At 41.9% G+C, this 20687-nt stretch carries 15 protein-coding genes and 1 riboswitch; of the genes, 9 read left to right on the forward strand and 6 right to left on the reverse strand.

Annotation, left to right across the window (positions count from 1 at the left end):
• Window positions 1–47 precede the first annotated feature (47 nt).
• Together ACGE0T_RS12010 and ACGE0T_RS12015 are read left to right on the forward strand one after the other, a co-directional pair.
• Entirely contained in the window at window positions 48–1361 is a 1314-nt protein-coding gene (locus ACGE0T_RS12010; protein WP_459186878.1) for an aminotransferase class I/II-fold pyridoxal phosphate-dependent enzyme, read from the forward strand.
• A gap of 118 nt (window positions 1362–1479) precedes the next feature.
• Window positions 1480–2076 carry a YqgE/AlgH family protein gene (locus ACGE0T_RS12015; protein ID WP_459186879.1) on the forward strand — a complete coding sequence of 199 codons (597 nt, stop codon included), beginning with the start codon at window positions 1480–1482 and terminating at the stop codon, window positions 2074–2076.
• 18 nt (window positions 2077–2094) lie between these two features.
• Here the strand turns inward: ACGE0T_RS12015 and ACGE0T_RS12020 are convergent, their stop codons facing one another.
• Genes ACGE0T_RS12020 through recR form a run of 3 tightly spaced genes read right to left on the reverse strand, consistent with a single transcriptional unit; the run spans window position 2095 to window position 4191 of the window.
• Window positions 2095–2622 (reverse strand): GNAT family N-acetyltransferase, encoded by a 528-nt coding sequence (locus ACGE0T_RS12020; RefSeq protein WP_459186880.1) that lies wholly within the window; start codon window positions 2620–2622, stop codon window positions 2095–2097.
• A 10-nt stretch (window positions 2623–2632) separates the two neighbouring features.
• A complete protein-coding gene (locus ACGE0T_RS12025; protein ID WP_459186881.1) occupies window positions 2633–3571 on the reverse strand; it encodes a glycosyltransferase in 939 nt (312 codons plus the stop codon).
• Complete coding sequence (recR, locus tag ACGE0T_RS12030) at window positions 3568–4191, reverse strand: recombination mediator RecR (protein WP_459186882.1); 624 nt, start codon at window positions 4189–4191, stop codon at window positions 3568–3570. The genes ACGE0T_RS12025 and recR overlap by 4 nt, the downstream gene beginning before the upstream one ends.
• 241 nt (window positions 4192–4432) lie before the next feature.
• Here recR and ACGE0T_RS12035 point away from each other — a divergent pair, with 241 nt between their 5' ends.
• From ACGE0T_RS12035 to ACGE0T_RS12065, 7 genes are all read left to right on the forward strand, one after another.
• The gene (locus tag ACGE0T_RS12035) at window positions 4433–6433 is read left to right on the forward strand and encodes an OPT family oligopeptide transporter (protein WP_459186883.1); all 2001 of its coding nucleotides are present in this window, start codon (window positions 4433–4435) and stop codon (window positions 6431–6433) included.
• 75 nt (window positions 6434–6508) lie between these two features.
• The gene (locus tag ACGE0T_RS12040; RefSeq protein WP_459186884.1) at window positions 6509–7822 is read left to right on the forward strand and encodes a SpoIID/LytB domain-containing protein; all 1314 of its coding nucleotides are present in this window, start codon (window positions 6509–6511) and stop codon (window positions 7820–7822) included.
• A 273-nt stretch (window positions 7823–8095) separates the two neighbouring features.
• On the forward strand, window positions 8096–9559 hold the full coding sequence (locus tag ACGE0T_RS12045; RefSeq protein ID WP_459186885.1) for a sodium:solute symporter: 1464 nt from the start codon (window positions 8096–8098) through the stop codon (window positions 9557–9559).
• Window position 9560: 1 nt separating this feature from the next.
• Complete coding sequence (gene yihA, locus ACGE0T_RS12050; protein WP_459186886.1) at window positions 9561–10157, forward strand: ribosome biogenesis GTP-binding protein YihA/YsxC; 597 nt, start codon at window positions 9561–9563, stop codon at window positions 10155–10157.
• 184 nt (window positions 10158–10341) lie between these two features.
• Window positions 10342–10545: riboswitch (cobalamin riboswitch) on the forward strand.
• Window positions 10546–10683: 138 nt separating this feature from the next.
• Window positions 10684–13047 (forward strand): TonB-dependent receptor, encoded by a 2364-nt coding sequence (locus ACGE0T_RS12055; protein ID WP_459186887.1) that lies wholly within the window; start codon window positions 10684–10686, stop codon window positions 13045–13047.
• Between the two features lie 12 nt (window positions 13048–13059).
• On the forward strand, window positions 13060–14340 hold the full coding sequence (locus ACGE0T_RS12060; protein WP_459186888.1) for a hypothetical protein: 1281 nt from the start codon (window positions 13060–13062) through the stop codon (window positions 14338–14340).
• Window positions 14341–14352: 12 nt separating this feature from the next.
• Complete coding sequence (locus tag ACGE0T_RS12065; protein WP_459186889.1) at window positions 14353–15831, forward strand: PepSY domain-containing protein; 1479 nt, start codon at window positions 14353–14355, stop codon at window positions 15829–15831.
• Window positions 15832–15922: 91 nt separating this feature from the next.
• On the opposite strand, the gene ACGE0T_RS12070 is transcribed toward ACGE0T_RS12065, so the two are convergent.
• The 3 genes from ACGE0T_RS12070 to ACGE0T_RS12080 all read right to left on the reverse strand — a co-directional run bounded on the left by ACGE0T_RS12070 (window position 15923) and on the right by ACGE0T_RS12080 (window position 20667).
• A complete protein-coding gene (locus tag ACGE0T_RS12070) occupies window positions 15923–16768 on the reverse strand; it encodes an ankyrin repeat domain-containing protein (protein WP_459186890.1) in 846 nt (281 codons plus the stop codon).
• Between the two features lie 117 nt (window positions 16769–16885).
• Window positions 16886–17995, reverse strand: a complete 1110-nt coding sequence (locus ACGE0T_RS12075; protein WP_459186891.1) for a hypothetical protein — start codon at window positions 17993–17995, stop codon at window positions 16886–16888.
• 371 nt (window positions 17996–18366) lie between these two features.
• The gene (locus ACGE0T_RS12080; protein WP_459186892.1) at window positions 18367–20667 is read right to left on the reverse strand and encodes a TonB-dependent receptor; all 2301 of its coding nucleotides are present in this window, start codon (window positions 20665–20667) and stop codon (window positions 18367–18369) included.
• Window positions 20668–20687: the final 20 nt, after the last annotated feature.

Below are 20687 nucleotides of genomic sequence, written 5' to 3' on the forward strand. Positions count from 1 at the left end.
GGATAAAATATTTTCATACTTTTGCCACATATAAAACAAAGACAGACATGAAGAATACTCCTGTAGATTATCAGAAAGCCAGACAAATAATAGAAGGCTACGGACTACCCGACTTCGGGAAAGCCACAATACGCGAAGTTGTTGCCATATCCACGCAACTGGAACAGGAAACAAATACAGAGTTCATCCATATGGAAATGGGCGTCCCCGGACTGAAAGCCGCACAGGTAGGTGTAGATGCCGAAATCAAAGCGCTTCAGAACGGAGTAGCCTCTATCTATCCGAATATTAACGGTTCTCCAGAATTAAAAGCTGAGGCCTCACGCTTCATCAAAGCTTTTATAGATATAGACATTGCCCCGGAAAGCTGTGTCCCGGTAACAGGTTCCATGCAGGGAACATACGCCTCTTTCTTAACCTGCGGACAGTGTGAGGAAGGAAAAGACACCATCCTGTTTATCGACCCCGGATTCCCCGTACAAAAGCAACAGATTATTGTAATGGGATATAAATATGAATCATTCGACGTTTATGAATACCGCGGAGAGAAATTACGCGAGATATTGGATAAGTACCTGTCTAAAGGCAATATCGCCGCTATGATTTATTCCAACCCCAACAACCCGGCCTGGTTCTGTCTGACGGAAGAAGAATTGCAGATAATCGGTGAAACAGCCAATAAATACGATACAATCGTTATCGAAGACCTCGCCTATTTTGCCATGGACTTCCGCAAGCCATTAGGAACTCCGTTCCAGGCTCCGTTCCAGGCAAGTGTAGCCCGTTATACAGATAATTATATCTTACAGATTTCCGGTTCGAAAGCATTCAGCTATGCCGGGCAACGTATCGGTGTCACTGCAATCTCCGATAAACTATATCACCGTGCTTATCCGGGACTGACCAAACGGTATGGTGGAGGTACATTCGGAACCGTTTATACCCACCGCGTATTATATGCCCTTTCATCCGGAACCAGCCATTCAGCACAGATAGCTCTGGCTGCTATGTTTAAAGCAGCCTCCGACGGTACTTTCGATTTCGTATCCGAAGTTCAGGAATACGGGCATCGTGCAGAAAAATTAAAAAAGATTTTTACGGATTACGGATTCCAAATCGTTTACGACCACGATTTGGATCAACCGATTGCAGACGGATTCTATTTCACCATTGCTTATCCGGGCATGACCGGAGGAGAGCTTATGGAAGAACTAATCTATTACGGGGTAAGTGCCATATCCCTGAGCACTACCGGAAGTAACCAGGAAGGTCTTCGTGCCTGCACCTCGTTTATCAAGCCTCATCAATATGCACTGCTTGAAGAACGATTGAAACAATTTAAAGAAAATCATACGGTCTAATTAACATAACCCGGCTTTCATTTATATTTACTTAACATGAAAGCCGGGTTTATTATTTGCTTCTTTTGGCTAAATACCATATATTGTCGCTGTTTAATAACCCAAGCAAGTTCTTTAAATGGCAACATACAATAATATATTCCAAATAAAACATAATAATGTCCTGCCTGCACAGGGAAGCATTCTAATATCCGAACCCTTTCTACAGGAGGCTTATTTCCAACGTTCCGTAGTATTACTTATCGAGCACAATCAACAAGGATCTATGGGATTTATCTTGAATAAAAAGACAGAACTAATTGTAAATTCATTTTTTAAAGACCTCGAAGAATTTCCGGAAATGCCTATTTACTTAGGCGGTCCCGTTAGTCCTAACCGGTTATTCTTTATTCATTCGCTTCCGGATTTAGCACTTCCCAACTCTCTAAAGATAAACGAACACCTCTATTTTGACGGAGATTTTGAAACTCTGAAGAAATATATACAGGAAGGACATTCCATTGAGAAAAGAGTGAAATTCTTCCTCGGTTATTCAGGTTGGACCGAAGGACAACTAATCAATGAGATTAAAGAAAACTCATGGGTGGTAGGAAACACCACCAATTATAATATCCTGCAAGGGGAAGGGGAAGAATTATGGAAACATTCGCTCGAAGCATTGGGAAGCCAGTATGAAGCGTGGACTAAATATCCTAAAGAACCCTGTTTAAACTAACCTATCTCCTAAAATTCATCACTCGGATGATATCAGTTGCATGATTAATACATCCGAATATCCGTTTTTTTCAATTATCCAATCGGCTAATTTTCCTGTTATGGCATAACCGCAATGGGAAAACAAGTTTTTACTTGCTTCATTGTCCACAGAAACATAAGCATATAATTGATGTAATTTCAGAAATGAAAAAGCATAATCCTGCAATATACCTAATGCATCCACAGCCATCCCGTTGTTCCGGTAGAGTGGATCGATAAGTATTCCTACAGCAGCACGTTTGTGATGCGGGTCGAAATCGTAAAGGTCTACCATGCCGATAGCCACTCCCGTAGAGCGGAGAATGACCATCAGGCGTAATTGTTTCGATTCATAAATATCACGATGTGAATCTGCAATATACGCCTTCAACAAATAACGGGAATAAGGGGATAATGTATTTCCGAAGTCCCACCATTCCGGATTATTTTCCCAACGATACAACTGTTCCAGGTCTTCCGGTTCCAGAGCACGTAAAAGAAGTCTTTCACTTTGCAACAATCCCATCTTTCTATTTTTATTTACCGGGAGACACTAAATGTTTACTCTCTTTATTATAAATATGATAGGTAATCTGCTTGTTTACCATTCTGTCCATCAGCAAGGACATCTGCTCGAAACGGGTATCCGGCCAACAGAATACATAATCTGTAAAACCTTCCATCTGATTCCTGCGGCTAATAGCATCTATCACACGTTCTTCATTCATATTCCAAAGACCTACACGTTCCAGCTCCGGTATTTGTTCCCGGCAAACGTTTTTTATCTTTTTATAATCCTCTTTACGGCAAATAATCAACATCCGGCGGTGTTTCTGCTTCTTTGCTTTTGATGTATAGGAAGCTCCCCAGGAATAATAGATAACCCTTTCCGGGAGATAATAACTCTTATATCCTTCCGGCAAACCTTTACACAGCCAGCCCGCATCTTCATCTTCCGAAATGATTTCCTGAAAATCTATCTTCTCAAATACTTCACGGCGAAACATCATACAGCCACCGGCAAGTATATCCACCCGTTGTTCTTCCTCTCTGGTCAAATAGGAAAAATCAAATGTATCAAAAACAGAAACTTTCTGTTTACCGGAATTTCCTCCGAACATCTTACGAAGTGAAGCCCATAAAGACAGTGATTCTTCCTGGCGTTCGGGCAAACAGACACCATGCTTATTCAGCATTTTCAACCCTATGGCACCAGCGTCCGGATGTTCATCCATAAAGAAACAAAGCAAACGGATACTCTCCTCGCCTATGATTGCCTCCGGTTCCAATAAAAGCACATATTCTCCTGTAGACCGGCGGATTGCCTGTCCGATAGTTTCTGCCAAAGTTTGTCCTTCTTTCGTCCCTACTGTTTGAATTTCAGCTTCCATTTCTGCCAGGGCAGCTTTTACGGAGCAAAGACACAGGGAAGAATCTTTCCCATTAGGATTGGTGATGAGAATTGATAATTTCATATTTTAATCGAATCATTAAAGCTTGTACGGTTAACAATGGAACGCCCCAGCGTAATTTCATCGGCATATTCTATTTCGTCTCCGATAGACACTCCGCGGGCGATAACTGAAACTTTTATATCATAGGATGCCAATTTACGATGAATGAAAAAGTTGGTAGTATCGCCTTCCATCGTCGTGCTAAGGGCTAATACGACCTCATTAACTCCTCCGTCAGCCACTCGCTTGACAAGGCTGTCTATCTGTAAATCGCCCGGGCCAATACCATCCATTGGCGAAATAATACCTCCCAACACATGGTATACACCACGAAACTGTCCGGTATTTTCGATAGCCATCACCTCTTTTATATTCTCGACCACGCAAACGGTAGAGTGGTCTCGTAGGGGGTCGGCACAGATAGAACACATTTCATCGTCACATATATTATGGCACACCTTGCAATATTTCACTTCTTTACGAAGAGCAACCAATGCTGAAGCGAAACCTTCCGTATAATTAACGTCACGGCGAAGCATATACAGAGCCAGACGAAGAGCCGTCTTCCTCCCTACCCCAGGCAATGAAGCCAATTCGTTTACTGCATTCTCCAATAAAACAGATGGATATCTTTGTATCATTCTTTTTTACTTCTTTGAGGCAAAGATAGTGCAAACCGAGTGCAGAAGCAAAGCTTGCTTCGATTCTGCCGAAGCGCAGCCTATCTTCGCTTATTCTGAGCAAAGATAAGCAAATTCTTCCTTAATCATATCAGCAACTGCCGGATGATAGATTTCGGCTTGCTTCATTAGTATAAATAATGTAGATTTGCGATATCAATAACAAACGATAAGCATCTAACAAACTAAAAAATAAAACACCGTGAAGAAGGAAGATGAAGAAAAGGTAAGCGGGCTACCGGAAAATGCCTATAGAGAACTTAAAGAGGGAGAAGAATATAAACCTCTGATGTCTCCGGATAAACAATACAAAGAAGTAACCTGCTGGTCTGTCCTGTGGGGACTTTTAATGGCAGTATTATTCAGTGCCGCAGCTGCTTACCTGGGACTGAAAGTCGGACAGGTATTCGAAGCCGCCATACCGATTGCTATTATAGCCGTAGGATTGTCCAGTGGCTTCAAAAGGAAAAACGCATTAGGGGAAAATGTCATTATACAATCTATCGGAGCGAACAGCGGGGTAATTGTGGCAGGTGCAATCTTTACTTTGCCCGCGCTTTATATTTTGCAGGATAAATATCCGGAAATCTCCGTCAACTTCTTTGAAGTATTCATGAGCTCCTTGTTAGGAGGTATCCTCGGCATCCTTTTGCTGATACCGTTCCGTAAATATTTCGTATCAGACATGCACGGAAAATATCCGTTCCCGGAAGCAACGGCAACTACCCAGGTACTGGTATCCGGTGAAAAAGGAGGCAATCAGGCGAAACCGCTTATTTATGCCGGCTTAATCGGTGGTTTGTACGATTTTATCATTGCCACATTCAGTTGGTGGAGTGAAACGGTCAGCACCCGTATTGTGGGTGTCGGCGAAATGCTTGCCGATAAGGCGAAAGTCGTATTCAAAGTAAATACGGGGGCAGCAGTGCTCGGTTTGGGATATATCATCGGATTAAAATACTCGGCAATTATCTGTGCCGGGTCATTCCTCGTATGGTTTATCATTATCCCGCTGATGTCTGCATTTTTCGGTCCGGATGTACTGACATTCGGGAACGATGCCATTACAGCAACAGTAGGCAGCATGAGTGCAGAACAAATATTCACGACATACGCCCGTCACATAGGTATCGGGGGTATTGCGACTGCCGGTGTAATCGGGATTATCAATTCATGGGGAATCATTAAAGGTGCTGTAGGACTTGCAGCCAAAGAACTGAAAGGAAAGACCAACAGTGTACAGGAAGAAGAAATACGTACGCAAAAAGACCTTTCGATGAAAGTAATTGCCATTGGTATATTTGCTACGTTAATCGTCACTTACCTGTTCTTCCACTTCGGCGTATTGGACAACTGGTACTATGCATTAATCGGATTACTGATTGTAGGAATTATCGCATTCCTGTTTACAACAGTTGCAGCCAACGCCATTGCGATTGTAGGCACGAACCCGGTATCCGGTATGACACTGATGACATTAATCCTTGCCTCCATCATTCTGGTAGCCGTAGGTTTGAAAGGAACAGCGGGTATGGTATCCGCACTGATTATCGGGGGTGTGGTTTGTACGGCACTTTCCATGGCGGGAGGTTTTATTACCGACTTGAAAATCGGCTATTGGCTGGGCAGTACACCAAAGAAACAGGAAAGCTGGAAGTTCCTGGGAACATTGGTTTCCGCAGCAACCGTAGGCGGTGTAATCCTGATATTGAACCAGACATACGGTTTCACGACCGGTCAACTTGCCGCTCCGCAGGCTAATGCCATGGCAGCAGTTATCGAACCGTTGATGAGCGGCTCGGGAGCGCCTTGGGCTTTATATGCGATTGGAGCCGTTTTAGCAATTATCCTGAACTTCTGTAAAATCCCGGCTTTGGCTTTTGCTTTGGGTATGTTTATTCCACTGGAACTAAACACTCCGTTGCTGATAGGTGGAGCCATCAGCTGGTATGTAGGCAGTCGCAGCAAGGACCAGGCATTAAATAGCATCCGTCTTGAAAAAGGTACTTTGCTGGCCTCCGGTTTCATTGCCGGGGGAGCATTGATGGGCGTTGTCAGTGCAGCAATGCGTTTTGCGGGAGTCAACCTGGTTAATGTAGAATGGGCGGAAAGCAATTTAGCGGAAATACTGGCAGTCGTAATGTACATCGCCCTGATAGGCTATTTGGCTGTAAGCTCATTAAAAGCTAAGAAGGAAGAATAAGACGCGAATATTCTATAATGATGCAGATGGGAAAACGCGGGTGAAGAGAATAAAACAACTTTAATATAGTGAATAATGGAAGCACCAATTATTAACGTAGGAATTATGACGGAGAAAGCTGTCTCTTTCGTTTTTCATGAGGAATATATCCACACGGAAACGGGAAACTTTCTGAAAGGCGAGCAGCGAGTGTTGTTTGTTAACGGTAATATTGTGTACAATGGGAAACTTTATAAGGAACTGTTTTTTGAGCCGGCTTCCCCTTCTGCATTTTTTGAATTGAAAGCCGTTACCATCGGCGTTAATTTCCATTGGGAACGGAAAGAGGACCAACGTTTCAGGGGAGCCCTGAACCTAATCATAGACAATGAAGGGATTCTTTTCATTAACCAGGTTGATGCGGAAGAATATCTTACCAGTGTTATCTCTTCCGAAATGAGTGTTACAGCTTCCAAAGAATTATTGAAAGCCCATGCTGTCATCTCCCGCAGTTGGTTATTAGCCCAGGTGGAAAAGAATGCTTATCTGGCTCAAAGTAAGAATAAATACCAGAGCTACTATCGCGACAACGAGCAACTCATCCGTTGGTACGACCGCGAAGACCATATACACTTCGATGTTTGTGCCGACGACCATTGTCAGCGTTACCAGGGAATAACCCGTGCCTCCCTGCCTATTGTCGAAGAAGTAGTCCGCGAAACCCGCGGAGAGGTACTGACCGATGGCGAATCCATTTGCGATGCCCGCTTTTCCAAATGTTGCGGAGGCGTAACCGAACAGTTCGAACATTGCTGGGAACCCATTCCCCACTCCTACCTGATTGCGGTCGGAGATAACGCGAAAAATGAACTTCCGGACCTTACCAACGAAGAAGAAGCGGACAAATGGATACGAACTACGCCGGACGCGTTCTGCAACACAACTGATAAAAATATCCTTAGCCAGATATTAAACAACTACGATCAGGAAACAACCGATTTCTACCGCTGGCAGGTTACCTACACACAAAAGGAACTTTCTGACCTGCTGCATCGTAAAACCGGAATGACATTCGGCGATATACTTGACCTGATTCCTCTGCAAAGAGGTACATCCGGCCGCATTGAAAAGTTGAAAATTGTAGGTTCAAGACGCACATTCACAATCGGAAAAGAACTGGAAATAAGGCGTTCGCTGTCTGAAACGCATTTATACAGTTCGGCATTTGTAGTAGACAAGGAAGAACTACAATATGACGTTCCCCAACGATTCACCTTCTATGGTGCCGGTTGGGGGCATGGAGTAGGACTATGCCAGATTGGTGCTGCCGTAATGAGTACACAAGGCTACGACTACAAGCAAATCCTCTCCCACTATTTCAAAGGAGCTGTAATAGAAAAACGATATTAAATAGATAAGGGCTGTGAATCGTCTCCGATTACAGCCCTTACTTTTCTTGTGTTTACCTATTTGTTTTCCGGTTCTGTGTAAACCGGTTGCCTTAACTCTCACGAGCTCCAGCGATTACAAAGGAATAACAAATATCTTCACCTTCCAAATTATATAGATAAAAAAACCGATTTTATCTTTAAAACAGGCTATTTTATCGCCCAAACAACCTTCTTGCTGCCATTGGCTGCTAAACAAGTAAATCTTATCTTTGCACCAAATTTCTCATAAAGCATGAATAGTTATATTATCCTTTTCATTATAGCGGCATATTTCAGCCTCCTTCTCCTGATTGCATGGATTACTGGAAGAAAAAGTTCCAGCAACGAAGCCTTTTTTTTAGGGAACCGGAAATCTCCCTGGTATATTGTATCGATAGGCATGGTCGGGACATCCCTTTCCGGCGTTACTTTTGTTTCCGTGCCAGGAATGGTCCGTAGCATCGATATGACTTATATGCAAACTGTATTCGGTTTTTTCTTCGGATATATCCTGATAGCCAAAGTGCTGCTGCCCCTTTATTACAAGCTTCAACTTACCTCTATCTATTCCTATCTGGATGAACGAATCGGACGGCGGGGATACAAAACCGGTGCTTCCTTCTTCCTGCTGTCCAAGATTGTCGGAGCGGCGGCAAGGCTTTATCTGGTGGTACTTATCCTGCAAAATTACGTATTCAGCACATGGAACATTCCATTTGGCGTAACGGTGGTTATCAGTATCTTCCTTGTCTGGCTGTATACTTATAAAAGCGGTATTAAAACGATTATCTGGACAGATACATTACAGGCACTTTGTCTCGTAGCCATGCTTCTCGTCATTATCTGGCAGGTAAAAGATAAAATGGAACTGGACTTCGGGGGCATGGTGCAGACACTTCGGGATAGTCCCCATTTCCGGATATTTGAATTTAAGGATTGGCATAGCACGCAACATTTCGTAAAACAGTTTTTCAGCGGTATTTTTATTACTATCGTCATGACCGGGTTAGACCAGGACATGATGCAGAAAAACCTTTCCTGCAAAAGCCTGAAAGACGCCCAGAAAAATATGTATACTTACGGCTTTGCATTTACCCCCGTAAATTTCCTGTTCCTTTCATTGGGAGTCTTGCTGATTGCCCTTGCCTCACAGCAAAACATCGCGCTTCCTGCATTGAACGACGACATCCTCCCGATGTTCTGTACCTCCGGTATATTGGGAAGTTCCATCCTTATCTTTTTTACGATAGGGATTATTGCGGCGGCATTCAGTAGCGCGGACTCGGCATTAACAGCATTGACCACATCTTTTTGTGTGGATATTCTGGGGATACAAAAGGAGGAAGCCAGCAAGGCAAAACGTACCCGGTTGTTAGTACACCTGCTTATCTCTGCTCTCTTTGCAATAATTATTCTTATCTTTAAAGCCGTAAACAACCGAAGCATTATAGATGCCATTTACATAATTGCCTCTTATACATACGGTCCTCTGCTGGGATTATTTGTTTTCGGGCTATTTACCAAGAAGGTACCGCGTGATAAATACGTACCCTATATCTGTATTTTATCCCCTTTCATTTGCTATGGGATGGGCTACTCGATAAAACAGATTACCGGATATACTTTCGGATACGAAATGCTGATGGTAAACGGAGGGCTCACATTTCTGGGATTGTGGTTATCTTCTGTCAAACATAAAACAATAAAAACAACATAATATGGAAATTAAAAGTGCAGAATTTGTTATCAGTAATACAAACGTAAAGAAATGCCCCGAAGGAAACTTGCCGGAGTATGCCTTTATCGGGCGAAGCAATGTTGGCAAATCCTCCCTTATCAATATGCTGACGGGTAAAAAAGGTCTTGCCATGACCTCTCAGAAACCGGGAAAAACTATGCTTATCAACCATTTCATTATCAACAACGAATGGTATCTGGTGGACCTTCCGGGTTACGGCTTTGCACAACGCGGGAAAGAAGGACGCGAGAATATCCAGCGTATTATTGAAGATTATATCCTGGAACGCGAACAACTCACCAACCTGTTCGTTCTGATAGACTGCCGTCATGAGGCACAGAAAATAGATCTTGAGTTTATGGAATGGCTGGGAGAAAACGGCATTCCTTTTTCCATCATATTCACTAAAATCGACAAAATCAGCAAAGGACGTTTACAGGAAAATATCAGGGCTTACCAGGCAAAACTTCTCGAAACCTGGGAAGAACTTCCCCCCATGTTGCTCTCTTCTTCCGAAAAGAAAGACGGACGGGATGAAATCCTGAATTACATTGAAACTATTAATAAAGCATTATAATACTTCAACGACAACTTAGGGGGTGAAGAAAAGTACAGGTGGTCTGGAAATCGCCAACAACTTTACCGGAGCTGTTGTCCAATAACGGCTCCGAGAGGGCCCCGCCCCGCCGAGTACAGTTGACCTGCCACCGGTACTATGTCTAAAAAAATTCTTTTATTTTATCCTATTTCATATATTTTTTTACCTTTGTAACGATTTTGGTGTCACGATTCCTCATCTTCGGAAAAGTGATGAAAAGGGAATCAGGTGCAAATCCTGAACAGACCCGCTGCTGTAAGCTCCACCAAAATTTTCGGATAATACTCATTACCACTGTCCTGCAAGGACGGGAAGGTCATCCGGAAATGGAGTAAGTCAGAAGACCTGCCAGAATAATTATCGTTGCAAGCTTTCGTGGAATAGAGCTGACGAACAATCATTACAGAGAATTTTCCGTTATTTACCAAGAAAGTTTTATCTGATGGTATGTTCCATTGCGTTTCCTCCGAAAGCCGGTGTTGAAAATTAATATGGAACAGAAAGAATGAAAGGTCTTGCATTATTAGTATTACTACTGTTTACCGGCTTATTTCAGGTAAATATAAACGCACAAACAAAAGTAAGTTTATCAGGAACTGTCAGGGAAAAGAACGGCTCCCCTCTCCCGCAAGTTACAATTGCAATAGAAAACACAACTGCCGGAACCTACTCGAAAGACAACGGGCAGTACTCCTTATCCCTCTCTCCCGGAAAATATACGATTACTGTTTCTTATATAGGCTATGAAACAATCAAGACAAACATAGACCTCCGAAACAGTAAAAAACAAGATTTTATACTTAAAGAAAGTACTGTAAACCTGAATTCCGTCGAAGTATATGGAAAATCCAAGAGCCAACAGATAAAAGAGGGTGTATTCGCAGTAAATGCACTGGATATAAAACCAACCATCAATTCACTGAATAACCTGAACACGATAGTAAACAGAACGACCGGCATCAAAGTCAGGGAAGAAGGTGGTGTCGGTTCGGACTTCGATCTTTCCATCAACGGGATGTCCGGTAATTCCGTTCGTTACTTTATCGACGGCATGCCCCTTTCCACAAAAGGAAGCGGTGTCTCCCTCGCAAATTTGCCTGTCAATATTATTGACAGGATCGAGATTTATAAAGGAGTCGTTCCTGCCAGCTTGGGAGCAGACGCTCTAGGTGGAGCCATTAATATCATCACTAAACAAGATAAACAAAACTATCTGGATGCTTCCTATGGGATAGGTTCTTTTCATACGCATAAAGCTGATTTAAACGCACAATATGTGGAAAAGAAAACAGGGATTATTCTACGACCGACTGTCGGTGTAAATTATTCAAAAAACGATTACACCATGAAAGGCGTGGAAGTCTGGGATGCAGATAGCCGCAAATATATCCTGGCGGACCGTAAACGGTTTCACGATGACTATTTCTCATTACTGGCTCAACTGGAAGCCGGCGTTGTCAATAAATCGTGGGCAGATGCTTTCTTTGTTGCCGCCTCATATTCAAAAGTAAATAAGGAATTACAAACAGGTTCTATCCAAAGCAAAGTATATGGAATGGCTGAAAGGGAAGCTGATGCCTGGAATATATCCGCCCGCTATCAAAAGAAAAACTTCCTTCTAAAGAACCTGCAACTAAACGCATCACTCTCCCACACATGGGATCATTCGCTTACAACAGATACCGCATTCCGTAAATATACCTGGGATGGAACTTACATTGAAAGCGCACGCAATGAAATCACCGGACGCGATCGCTCATTGCGCCATTACAAACGCCCGCTTACCATTGTCCGTACAAACCTCGATTACAGATTAAACACCTATCATTCCTTCAATCTGAACTACTTGCTAAACCGCACGGGAAACAACCGGTATGATGAAATCGATACCGAATTTGAGCCCACTAATGACATACTGGCAAAACATATTTTAGGTCTCTCCTACAACCAGTCATTCTTTAACGGAAAAATGAACAATACCTTTTTCGTTAAAGACTATATCAACCACTTGAATATTCAGCAAAAAGACTTGTATTGGATTACCGGTTCCGACGAAATAGCATCTTCTTCCACAAAAAATCATGTCGGCTATGGCATAGGGTCCCGCTATTCTTTTCTGGAAGAATTGGCTTTTAAAGTGTCTTTTGAGCATAGCGTTCGCCTTCCATTGGCAAGGGAATTACTCGGAAACGGAACAACAATCTATGCAAACGTAAAACTGCGTCCGGAAAACAGTAACAATGTAAACCTGGGAACCTACGGAAATATTCATCTGGCTCCTGGACATCTCCTGTACTACGAAGCCAATGCTTTTTTCCGGAATGTTGACGATTATATCCATGCCGTAGTTTCGGAAATGGAAGGCATGATGCAATACGACAACGTATCCAGCGTAAACATTAAAGGAATAGAAGGTGAAGTCCGGTACAATTGGAAAGACTGTCTGCAAGCAATTGTGAATTGCAGCTATCAAGATGCCCGTGATAAACAAGAACTCAAAGCAGATGGAAAACCATCTGTCACCTATAATAATAAAGTACCCAATCGTCCCTGGTTATTCAGCAATGCAGAAGTTAGTTTCACCCGTCACAACCTCTTTTTGAAAAACAGCAAGCTGCGCCTAAGCTACAATTACCAGTATATCCATTGGTTTTTCCTGACCTGGGAAGGCTATGGCAGTCTGGACAGCAAATCCAAGATTCCGACACAGCATTTACATAGTGCTGCACTCTCCTATTCATGGGATAAGGAACGGTATAACATCTCTCTGGAATGCAATAACCTGTTGGATGAAACTGTATACGACAACTATATGCTCCAGAAACCGGGACGTTCGTTCTTCTGCAAATTCAGATTATTCATTAATTAATATCATATATCGATGAAAAAGTTTCATTCACTTGCCTGCGCTTTTGCAGCGACATTACTCTGTCTTTCTTTTAACTCATGTTCGAAAGATGACCCAAAGATGCCAGACGGTCCGGATACACCGGAAGCTTCTACTACTCATTTTGATATCTGGGTTACTGTAGGAGGTTCCGGAGGAATGGGCTCCACCAGTACAATTTTAGTAAAGAGTGTAGACTCATTAACTGTTCAGCCTATTATCGATTTCAAAAATGACGGTATAGATGTAACAGCGACAATTAAACAGGAAACGATAATCAAAGGGATGTATTACTATCAGGTTCCCGTTGCTTCAGACCGCTTTGCCAAATACCAGATTGTAAACAATCAATTAAAAGTCATAGCCGAACAACCATTCAAAAAAAACACATACAAAACCCGTTTTTATACACATGCCTGGTTGGATGACAATACGTTGCTGATTATGGCTGCAAACGGTTCTGCAAACAAAGTAATATGGACTAAACTGAATGCAGAAGATATGAGTATTCTGGATGAAGGAGAATTAAGTTTAGAAATACCCGAAGGTGATAAGTTCAGTTCTTCCGGTCTGGCTGCATATAGAAAATCCGATAACCGGATTATTTATTTCTTCCAACACAAAAAAGAAACGAAAAACTTTTACGCAGCCTTCATCAATGCTAAGGATATGAGCATTGAAAAAGAAGTAAAAGAAGACCGTGCAGACCAAATGGCAGGAACTGCTTATGGCGAATTGCTTCAGGACAAAATGTTCTTCGACGAAAATGAAAACCTGTATCTGGCTTGCAATAATGTAATCCCCAATGCACCAAGTACGACCCAACAATATGGCCGTTTACTTCGTATAAAAAAAGGAGAACTGGACTTTGATAAGTCTTATATAGGATATAATTATAATCAGGGAAAGATTGTAACTGCCAGCTTTTTAGTACAAGGCAAAGCTCTTCTTTACATTATGGACCCTACTTATACCGGCACGAATCAATGGGGAAGCTCTACCTATAATTGCTACTATGCTATCCTGGATTTAGCTTCAGATGAGAAAAGAGAGATTCAATATGAAGGAAAGAACTTACCGTTCAGCAGTGGCAATTTCTCCCAACGTTCACTTGTTACCACAGATAAAACCTATATCGGGGTCAATCCTAAAGATGTAAGCCCCTGTGTTTATATTTATGATAATAAAACGGGCAGTGTAGAGAAAGGCTTGACGATTACCGAAGGCTATACATTCAATCGTATCACATTATTAGATAATGCAGATACAAAATAAATTCAGATTGTCATGAAGAAGGGTCGCCAATTTCTATTCAGTTCACACCGGATTACCGGTTGTATCATATCCCTGTTTTTCTTTATGTGGTTCGTTTCAGGACTGGTACTCATTTATCATCCCTACCCAAATGTAACAGACGAACTGCTTTATGAAAAAATGGAATCGCTTCCTTCTTCATTACCGGATATAAAAGATTTTCTGAAACGCGTACCCGGACCTGCTAAAAACATCCGGGTACGCCAATTTCAGGAACAAACCCTTATCTCCTTAACCACAAAAGACAGTACCTATACCTTTTGTGCCGACACACAACAACAGATTAAACCCATTACTTTTCCCTTTCTGGAACAAACAGCAAAAAATTGGGTAAACGCACCTATCCTGAAGACAGACACTCTGCATCAACGCGAACAATGGGTTCTGTATTCCCGCTATGAACGTGCTTTACCTATGTACAAATTCTACTTCGCCGACAAAGAAAAACATGAGTTATTCATCTCCGGACGTACCGGTGAAGTACAACAGTTTACAGATGCTTCCGGACGCTTCTGGGCATGGCTTGGTGCTATCCCTCACAAATTCTATCTACCTTGTATCCGGAGAGATGTCGATACTTGGGAACTGAGTATTACTATCGGAGGAGCCATTTGTCTGCTTGCCGCATTAACAGGGCTTTATGTCGGTATTTATGCACTGGTCAAACGATATAAAAATAAGAAAACATTCGAAAGCCCTTACCGTAAACCGTGGTACCGGATTCATCATATAATGGGACTTATGTTCGGCATATTCCTGGTAACCTGGGGCATTAGCGGTATGATGTCCATGCAACGCATTCCGCAATGGATAATTAATACCAATGGAAATTATATTTTCAACCCTTCACGCATGTGGGGAAAGAAACCGCTTGCGGCAGATGCCTACAAACTCGACTACAGGGAACTCCGGAAAACCTACCCCCAATTAAAAGAAGTAATTTGGACTCATTTCCGGAATATTCCGGCTTACAAAATTATAGAAGGCAAGCAAGAACGTTTTATTGACGCATCTTCCACTACAGCAAAAGAACTTTTTATCCCCGAAAAAACAATAGAAGAAGGCATCCGCCAGATACACGGAGAAAAAGCCGTGTTCCAAATCATATTGAAGGATGAATATGACGATTATTATCTATCCCGCGATAACAAATTACCTTTACCTGCATACAAAGTAATAGTAAATGATACCGACCACAGCCGTTATTATATCAGTCCCAAAACCAGCTACATCCGGTACCTCAATAAAAATAAAATGGTGAAGAAATGGATATTCAGCGGTTTCCATTATCTCAACATAAAGTACCTGATAGACCGTCCCGCTTTATGGACTTTTGCTATCTGGTTCCTTTGCCTTGGAGGTACAGCAGTATCTGCCACAGGTATCTGGTTGGGGGTTCGTTTCATCAGGCGTAAATTACGGCGTAAAAAACAGGATAAAATTAAGCCGTAGACGAAACACACAGACCCTCCATTTTTCTAACTCATAGTTATAATTTTCTGAAATCATAACTATGAATTGGAAAAACCATAACTATATAGCGTTATTCATTGTCTTCGATTGCCCCATATTTGAGTAACACCGCTATTATTTCATCTCTCTCTCTTAATGCATCAGCCTTAACTTCTTGGTCTTTAATATTTATGTCCGTACTTTCCCTTAACTTTTTAGCCCAAGACAATGGCGTATCTCCCTCTTGGTTCCTAATATTTATGTCTGCTCCATTGTCTAATAATAGTTTTACTGATTTTAGGTTTCCCCATCCAATAGCATGAAAAATCGGAGTACCGCGAATCGTTTTCGCATTGACATCCGCCCCATTTTCAATCAGGAAAACAGCCCTCGTAAATTCTGTGTCGGTATTATAGTCGTCTTCTTTTACCATGTCGCTCAATAAAGAACTTGACTCCGATATATCATATCCATTCTCAAGAATTTCACGAGCCATATCGAACTTGAAGTATCTAACCAATTGCTCAAAGACACACCCGCTACACCCTTTGGCCGCTTTTCCCGCAAGTGGTTTTATTTTTTCATCAGGCGCTCCGTCTTCAAGCATTTTATACAACCTGGCTCGATTTTTATATGGAGACTCTTTTATATAATGAATAGTCGGATATGTTGCAAATAAGAGGATGATTGCAGCCCACACCCCGGTCAGTACCCATCCGTTGGGTATTTTACAAGCCGCAACAATCAATGCCGTTAGAAAAATGGCAAGCAACAAGACGGTTACAATGAATCCGACTATAACATCACCATAAGCACTACCTCCTTGCGGATTATAATTGGTGGATGAGGAAAATGATAGCGATGCGATTGCATCGAACAATGGTCCGGCGAGTATTCCCGCCAAGACTATGGCTATAAATATTAACATCGTTTTCATTACAGGTTTATTTTATTGTTTTGCGAATAGAATTTTCAATATCCGATAACAGCTCTTCGCATTCTGACACATATTATATATTGATATTTTTACTTTCGTTTTTCATTGGAATATTATTTAACGTGCGGCAAAATTTATACGGTACTGAAATCGGTATCCGTCATAAGTTCCTTGATAACTTCCTTGTGGTGTAGTTAACATAGATTTTCGAATATTGTCTAATGCTTTATTGGAGCATCCTTCTATTTCTATATCTCTAATTTGTCTTTTATCCACGGAAATGACTAAGGCACAATCTCCTCCTTTTTTCAAAAACTGATGCAGTTTTTTTAATTCATCCAATTCCCCTGAATAATATTCTTTAGCGACATTAAATTCAGGATAACAACCCATACAGGCAAAAGCACAATAAGGGTCGCCATGATTTACTCCATCGTCATCGTAAATAGGAAGACATTGCCCATAAAAAACTTTTGTAGGTGTTTCATGCAAATTGATAATCTCAATTATCGAAATAGTGTCCCGGAATATTTTTTCTTCCAATATTACCGTACTATTATAAATTTTAGGTGTTAACTGAATAGTTATATGACTTTTACCGTACACTTCGTTCATTGGCAAATCCAACGGTTCGTATCCTTGGGCACGAAATAATAGTTTTGTACCCTGCTCGCAAGTATCGGGAACGGTAATCACGGTCTTATTGTTATCGGTAACATCAAGAAAATTATTATCACTTCCCAATTCTTTCCGGTATGAATAACTCTTGCTTTCCATCCGGGGCGAATAATAGTAAATTTCAGTATTTGTAGGTATTGTATCAAATACTTCAACAATTATATCTCTTGCAGGTGTTGTTCTGGGCTGCCTTTGCTGCTTTACACGTTCAGGGATTTCAAAAATGGGGTCTATCTTGGGCGGCTTTGGTGGAATAATTTCTTCATTTTCAGTTTTTATAAGGTTCGGGGTAATGGTTGCCTGTTGCAGAAGGCTGTCCGGTAAAAAAGTTGATGGGCTTTTGGCAAACCAAACAGTTAATAGGGAGTCTGTTTTATGCAGGGTCAGCCAGTTTATTTTTTCTTCGATATTGTAAAACTGAAGCTTGTCGGCAGGATAATCTTTTACTTTGTTCAAATGTTCGCCTTTCCGCACAGAAGCAACGTTTATCCTTGTTGGACAGGGAATAATCAACAAAGCGACTGACAGTAGTAATATAGTTTTTTTCATCTCATATTATTCCTATTAAATTCTCTTTTTTTACTTCATTATCCAAGTGTCGGCGGCTTGCCACTTACTCAATTATAGCTTCGATTAACCGAAGCTACTTTTTATCCATGAAATACTTCATTCCATAACGCAGTTGCCGGGTACCGTTTTATCACAAGCTTCTGATAGCTCAAGGCTTACACCCTCAAATATAGCAAATAATCGAGATACGGTCCGGGATTATGGTATTTCTTTCGTAAATATCTATGGGGAGGGTACATTTGTGATGTTTTTTTTGTGCCACTCATAGACTAAAAACAGAGCGTAGAAAACACTAATCCAGTTGATTCGCTACGCTCTGCTTTTGATTGTAATCTGCGATGTTGCTTATTTTAATAACTTATCTTACAACCGACAAAATAACTACGCGGAATACCCGGACCATAGATATATTTAGAGTCACGGTCTTTACCTTGATCGAAGTCATTCTGGTATGCATTGAAGATATTCTGTACGCCACCGTTTACCTGCAAAGTCACCGACTTGAAGATTGGGAAGTCGTAAGCCAGTTTAATATTCATATCGAAGAAGTCGCGAGTTTTCTCTTCACGGTCTTCCGGAATATATCCTTTCAAGTGCTGAACCAACATACTGCCGGTATAAGTACCTGTCAGCGAAGCGGTAAAACGTTTCACCGGAGTGAAAGTCGAAGTCAGGTAACCGTATAAATCCGGCGAACGGAACATTTTTTTCTGAGGAACAATATTATCATTATCACTCCATTTCTCTGCTTCTTTATAACGACTACGCTGCAAGGTAAAACCAGCTTGCACCTGCATCCATTCGTATGCAACTTTACCCTCCAGGTTAATCCCCATCACGCGGGCGCCTTTCCCGTTACGACGTTCCATAATAATATTATTCTGGTCATCACGCCCTATTTCTTCCAGCACAAACACATTTCTCAAATCTGTATAGAAACCTTCCACCAGAAAATTAGTCTGTACTGCACCAAAACGATGGTAAAAGTCCACAGAAGCACTGATACTTTGCGAGTTTTCTTCTTTCAGATTGTCTGCCAAGCGAATAATTGCTACGTCACCACCCACTGCCGTAACGTGCAAATCCTCGTCAAACGCCTGCGGGGCACGGAAACCGCTTGAATAAGAAACACGGAAGTTAAGATTTTCCGTCGGATTGAAACGGACATTAGCACGCGGACTGAATATCACATGATTTATCAGATTGTGCTTATCCAGACGGGCACCGATCAGGAAACTCCATTTTTTGGTCTTCCACTCGTTCTGAAGAAACATACTACCAATATGGACTTTTTGCGCAATCACACGGTTATAGCCGAGCATCTCGTCACGCAAATCGTCGAAACTATATTCGGCACCACCTGTAAACTGCGCTGGCATAAAGAGACACTTATCCCATTCATAGGAATACTGTGCGCCACCGATAAAAGTAAGATCGGTAGTACTTCCATAGGCATTCGGATTTTGTCCGGTACCGTAATAACTCTTACGCTTGGTATGCTGGCTGGAAGCATAAGCATTCAGGCGGTGTTTGTAATCTTTGGAGAAAAGGTCGAATTTCAGCCCTCCCCCATTAATATTATGATCTGTTTGTTCTGCCACATCTGCTTCATGGGGCGGGCGGTCTATCAGATTACCACCACGGCGAAATTCACTGATGTTATGATATTCGAATGTCAGTTTGGAATACAGGCTCGTTTTCAAATATGAACGGAAACCGATCGTTTTTCCATCCAACTGTCCCAACTCGGAAAATCCATCACCATCATAATCGAAAGAGGCACGGTTTCGATGCTGACCGAACAGATAAACACCTGCTTTATGGTCGTCTGTAACTAACGAAGCATTCAGTGTCGTATTGTTATCTGGACTGCTACCTCCAATCACAGTAAGCGAATGGGCAAGTTGGGCTGAATTGCGCATCGGTTCTTTCGTTATAATATTGATAGTTCCGGCAATCGCAGATGAACCGAACAAAGCTGAACCACCTCCACGCATAATTTCTACACGTTCAATCATATTCGCCGGAATCTGTTCCAAACCGTATACACCTGTCAAGGCACTAAAGATAGGGCGGCTGTCCATCAACATCTGCGTATAAGGACCTTCCAGACCATTGATACGAACCTGCTGGAAACCACAATTCTGGCAGTTGTTTTCCACACGTACCCCCGGCTGGAAGTTCAAACCGTCTGCCAATGAAGTGGCATGAACTGTTTCAAAAGCTTTCGAATCGAGTACATTTACCAACGACGGAGCAAGACGGCGGGTTGTCTCATTACGATTGGCCGATACAACTACCCCATCCAACGAAACGGCATCTTCTTCCGCTTCGAAATTGATTTCCAACGTCTTTCCTTTTTTCAGGGTAACCGGTACTTCCACCGTTTTGTATCCCAAGGTCTTCATGATTAAAACAAATTTACCTTCCGGCAAATTCTTCAGGTAATAATGGCCTGTATTATCCGTCGAGGCTCCCATTGTAGTTCCCTTCAGGAAAATATTAATAAAAGAGAGATGCTCTCCTGTCTTTTTGTCGATCACATGTCCTACGATATTCGCATCAGACGGGTTCAACACAGGTGCATCTTCTGCCTGTGCAACCGACAAGATACAGCACAGACATAACATAAGTGTAATAATTTTATTCATTGGTGATTAATTAAATAATA

The sequence above is a fragment of the Parabacteroides sp. APC149_11_2_Y6 genome (assembly GCF_054506995.1).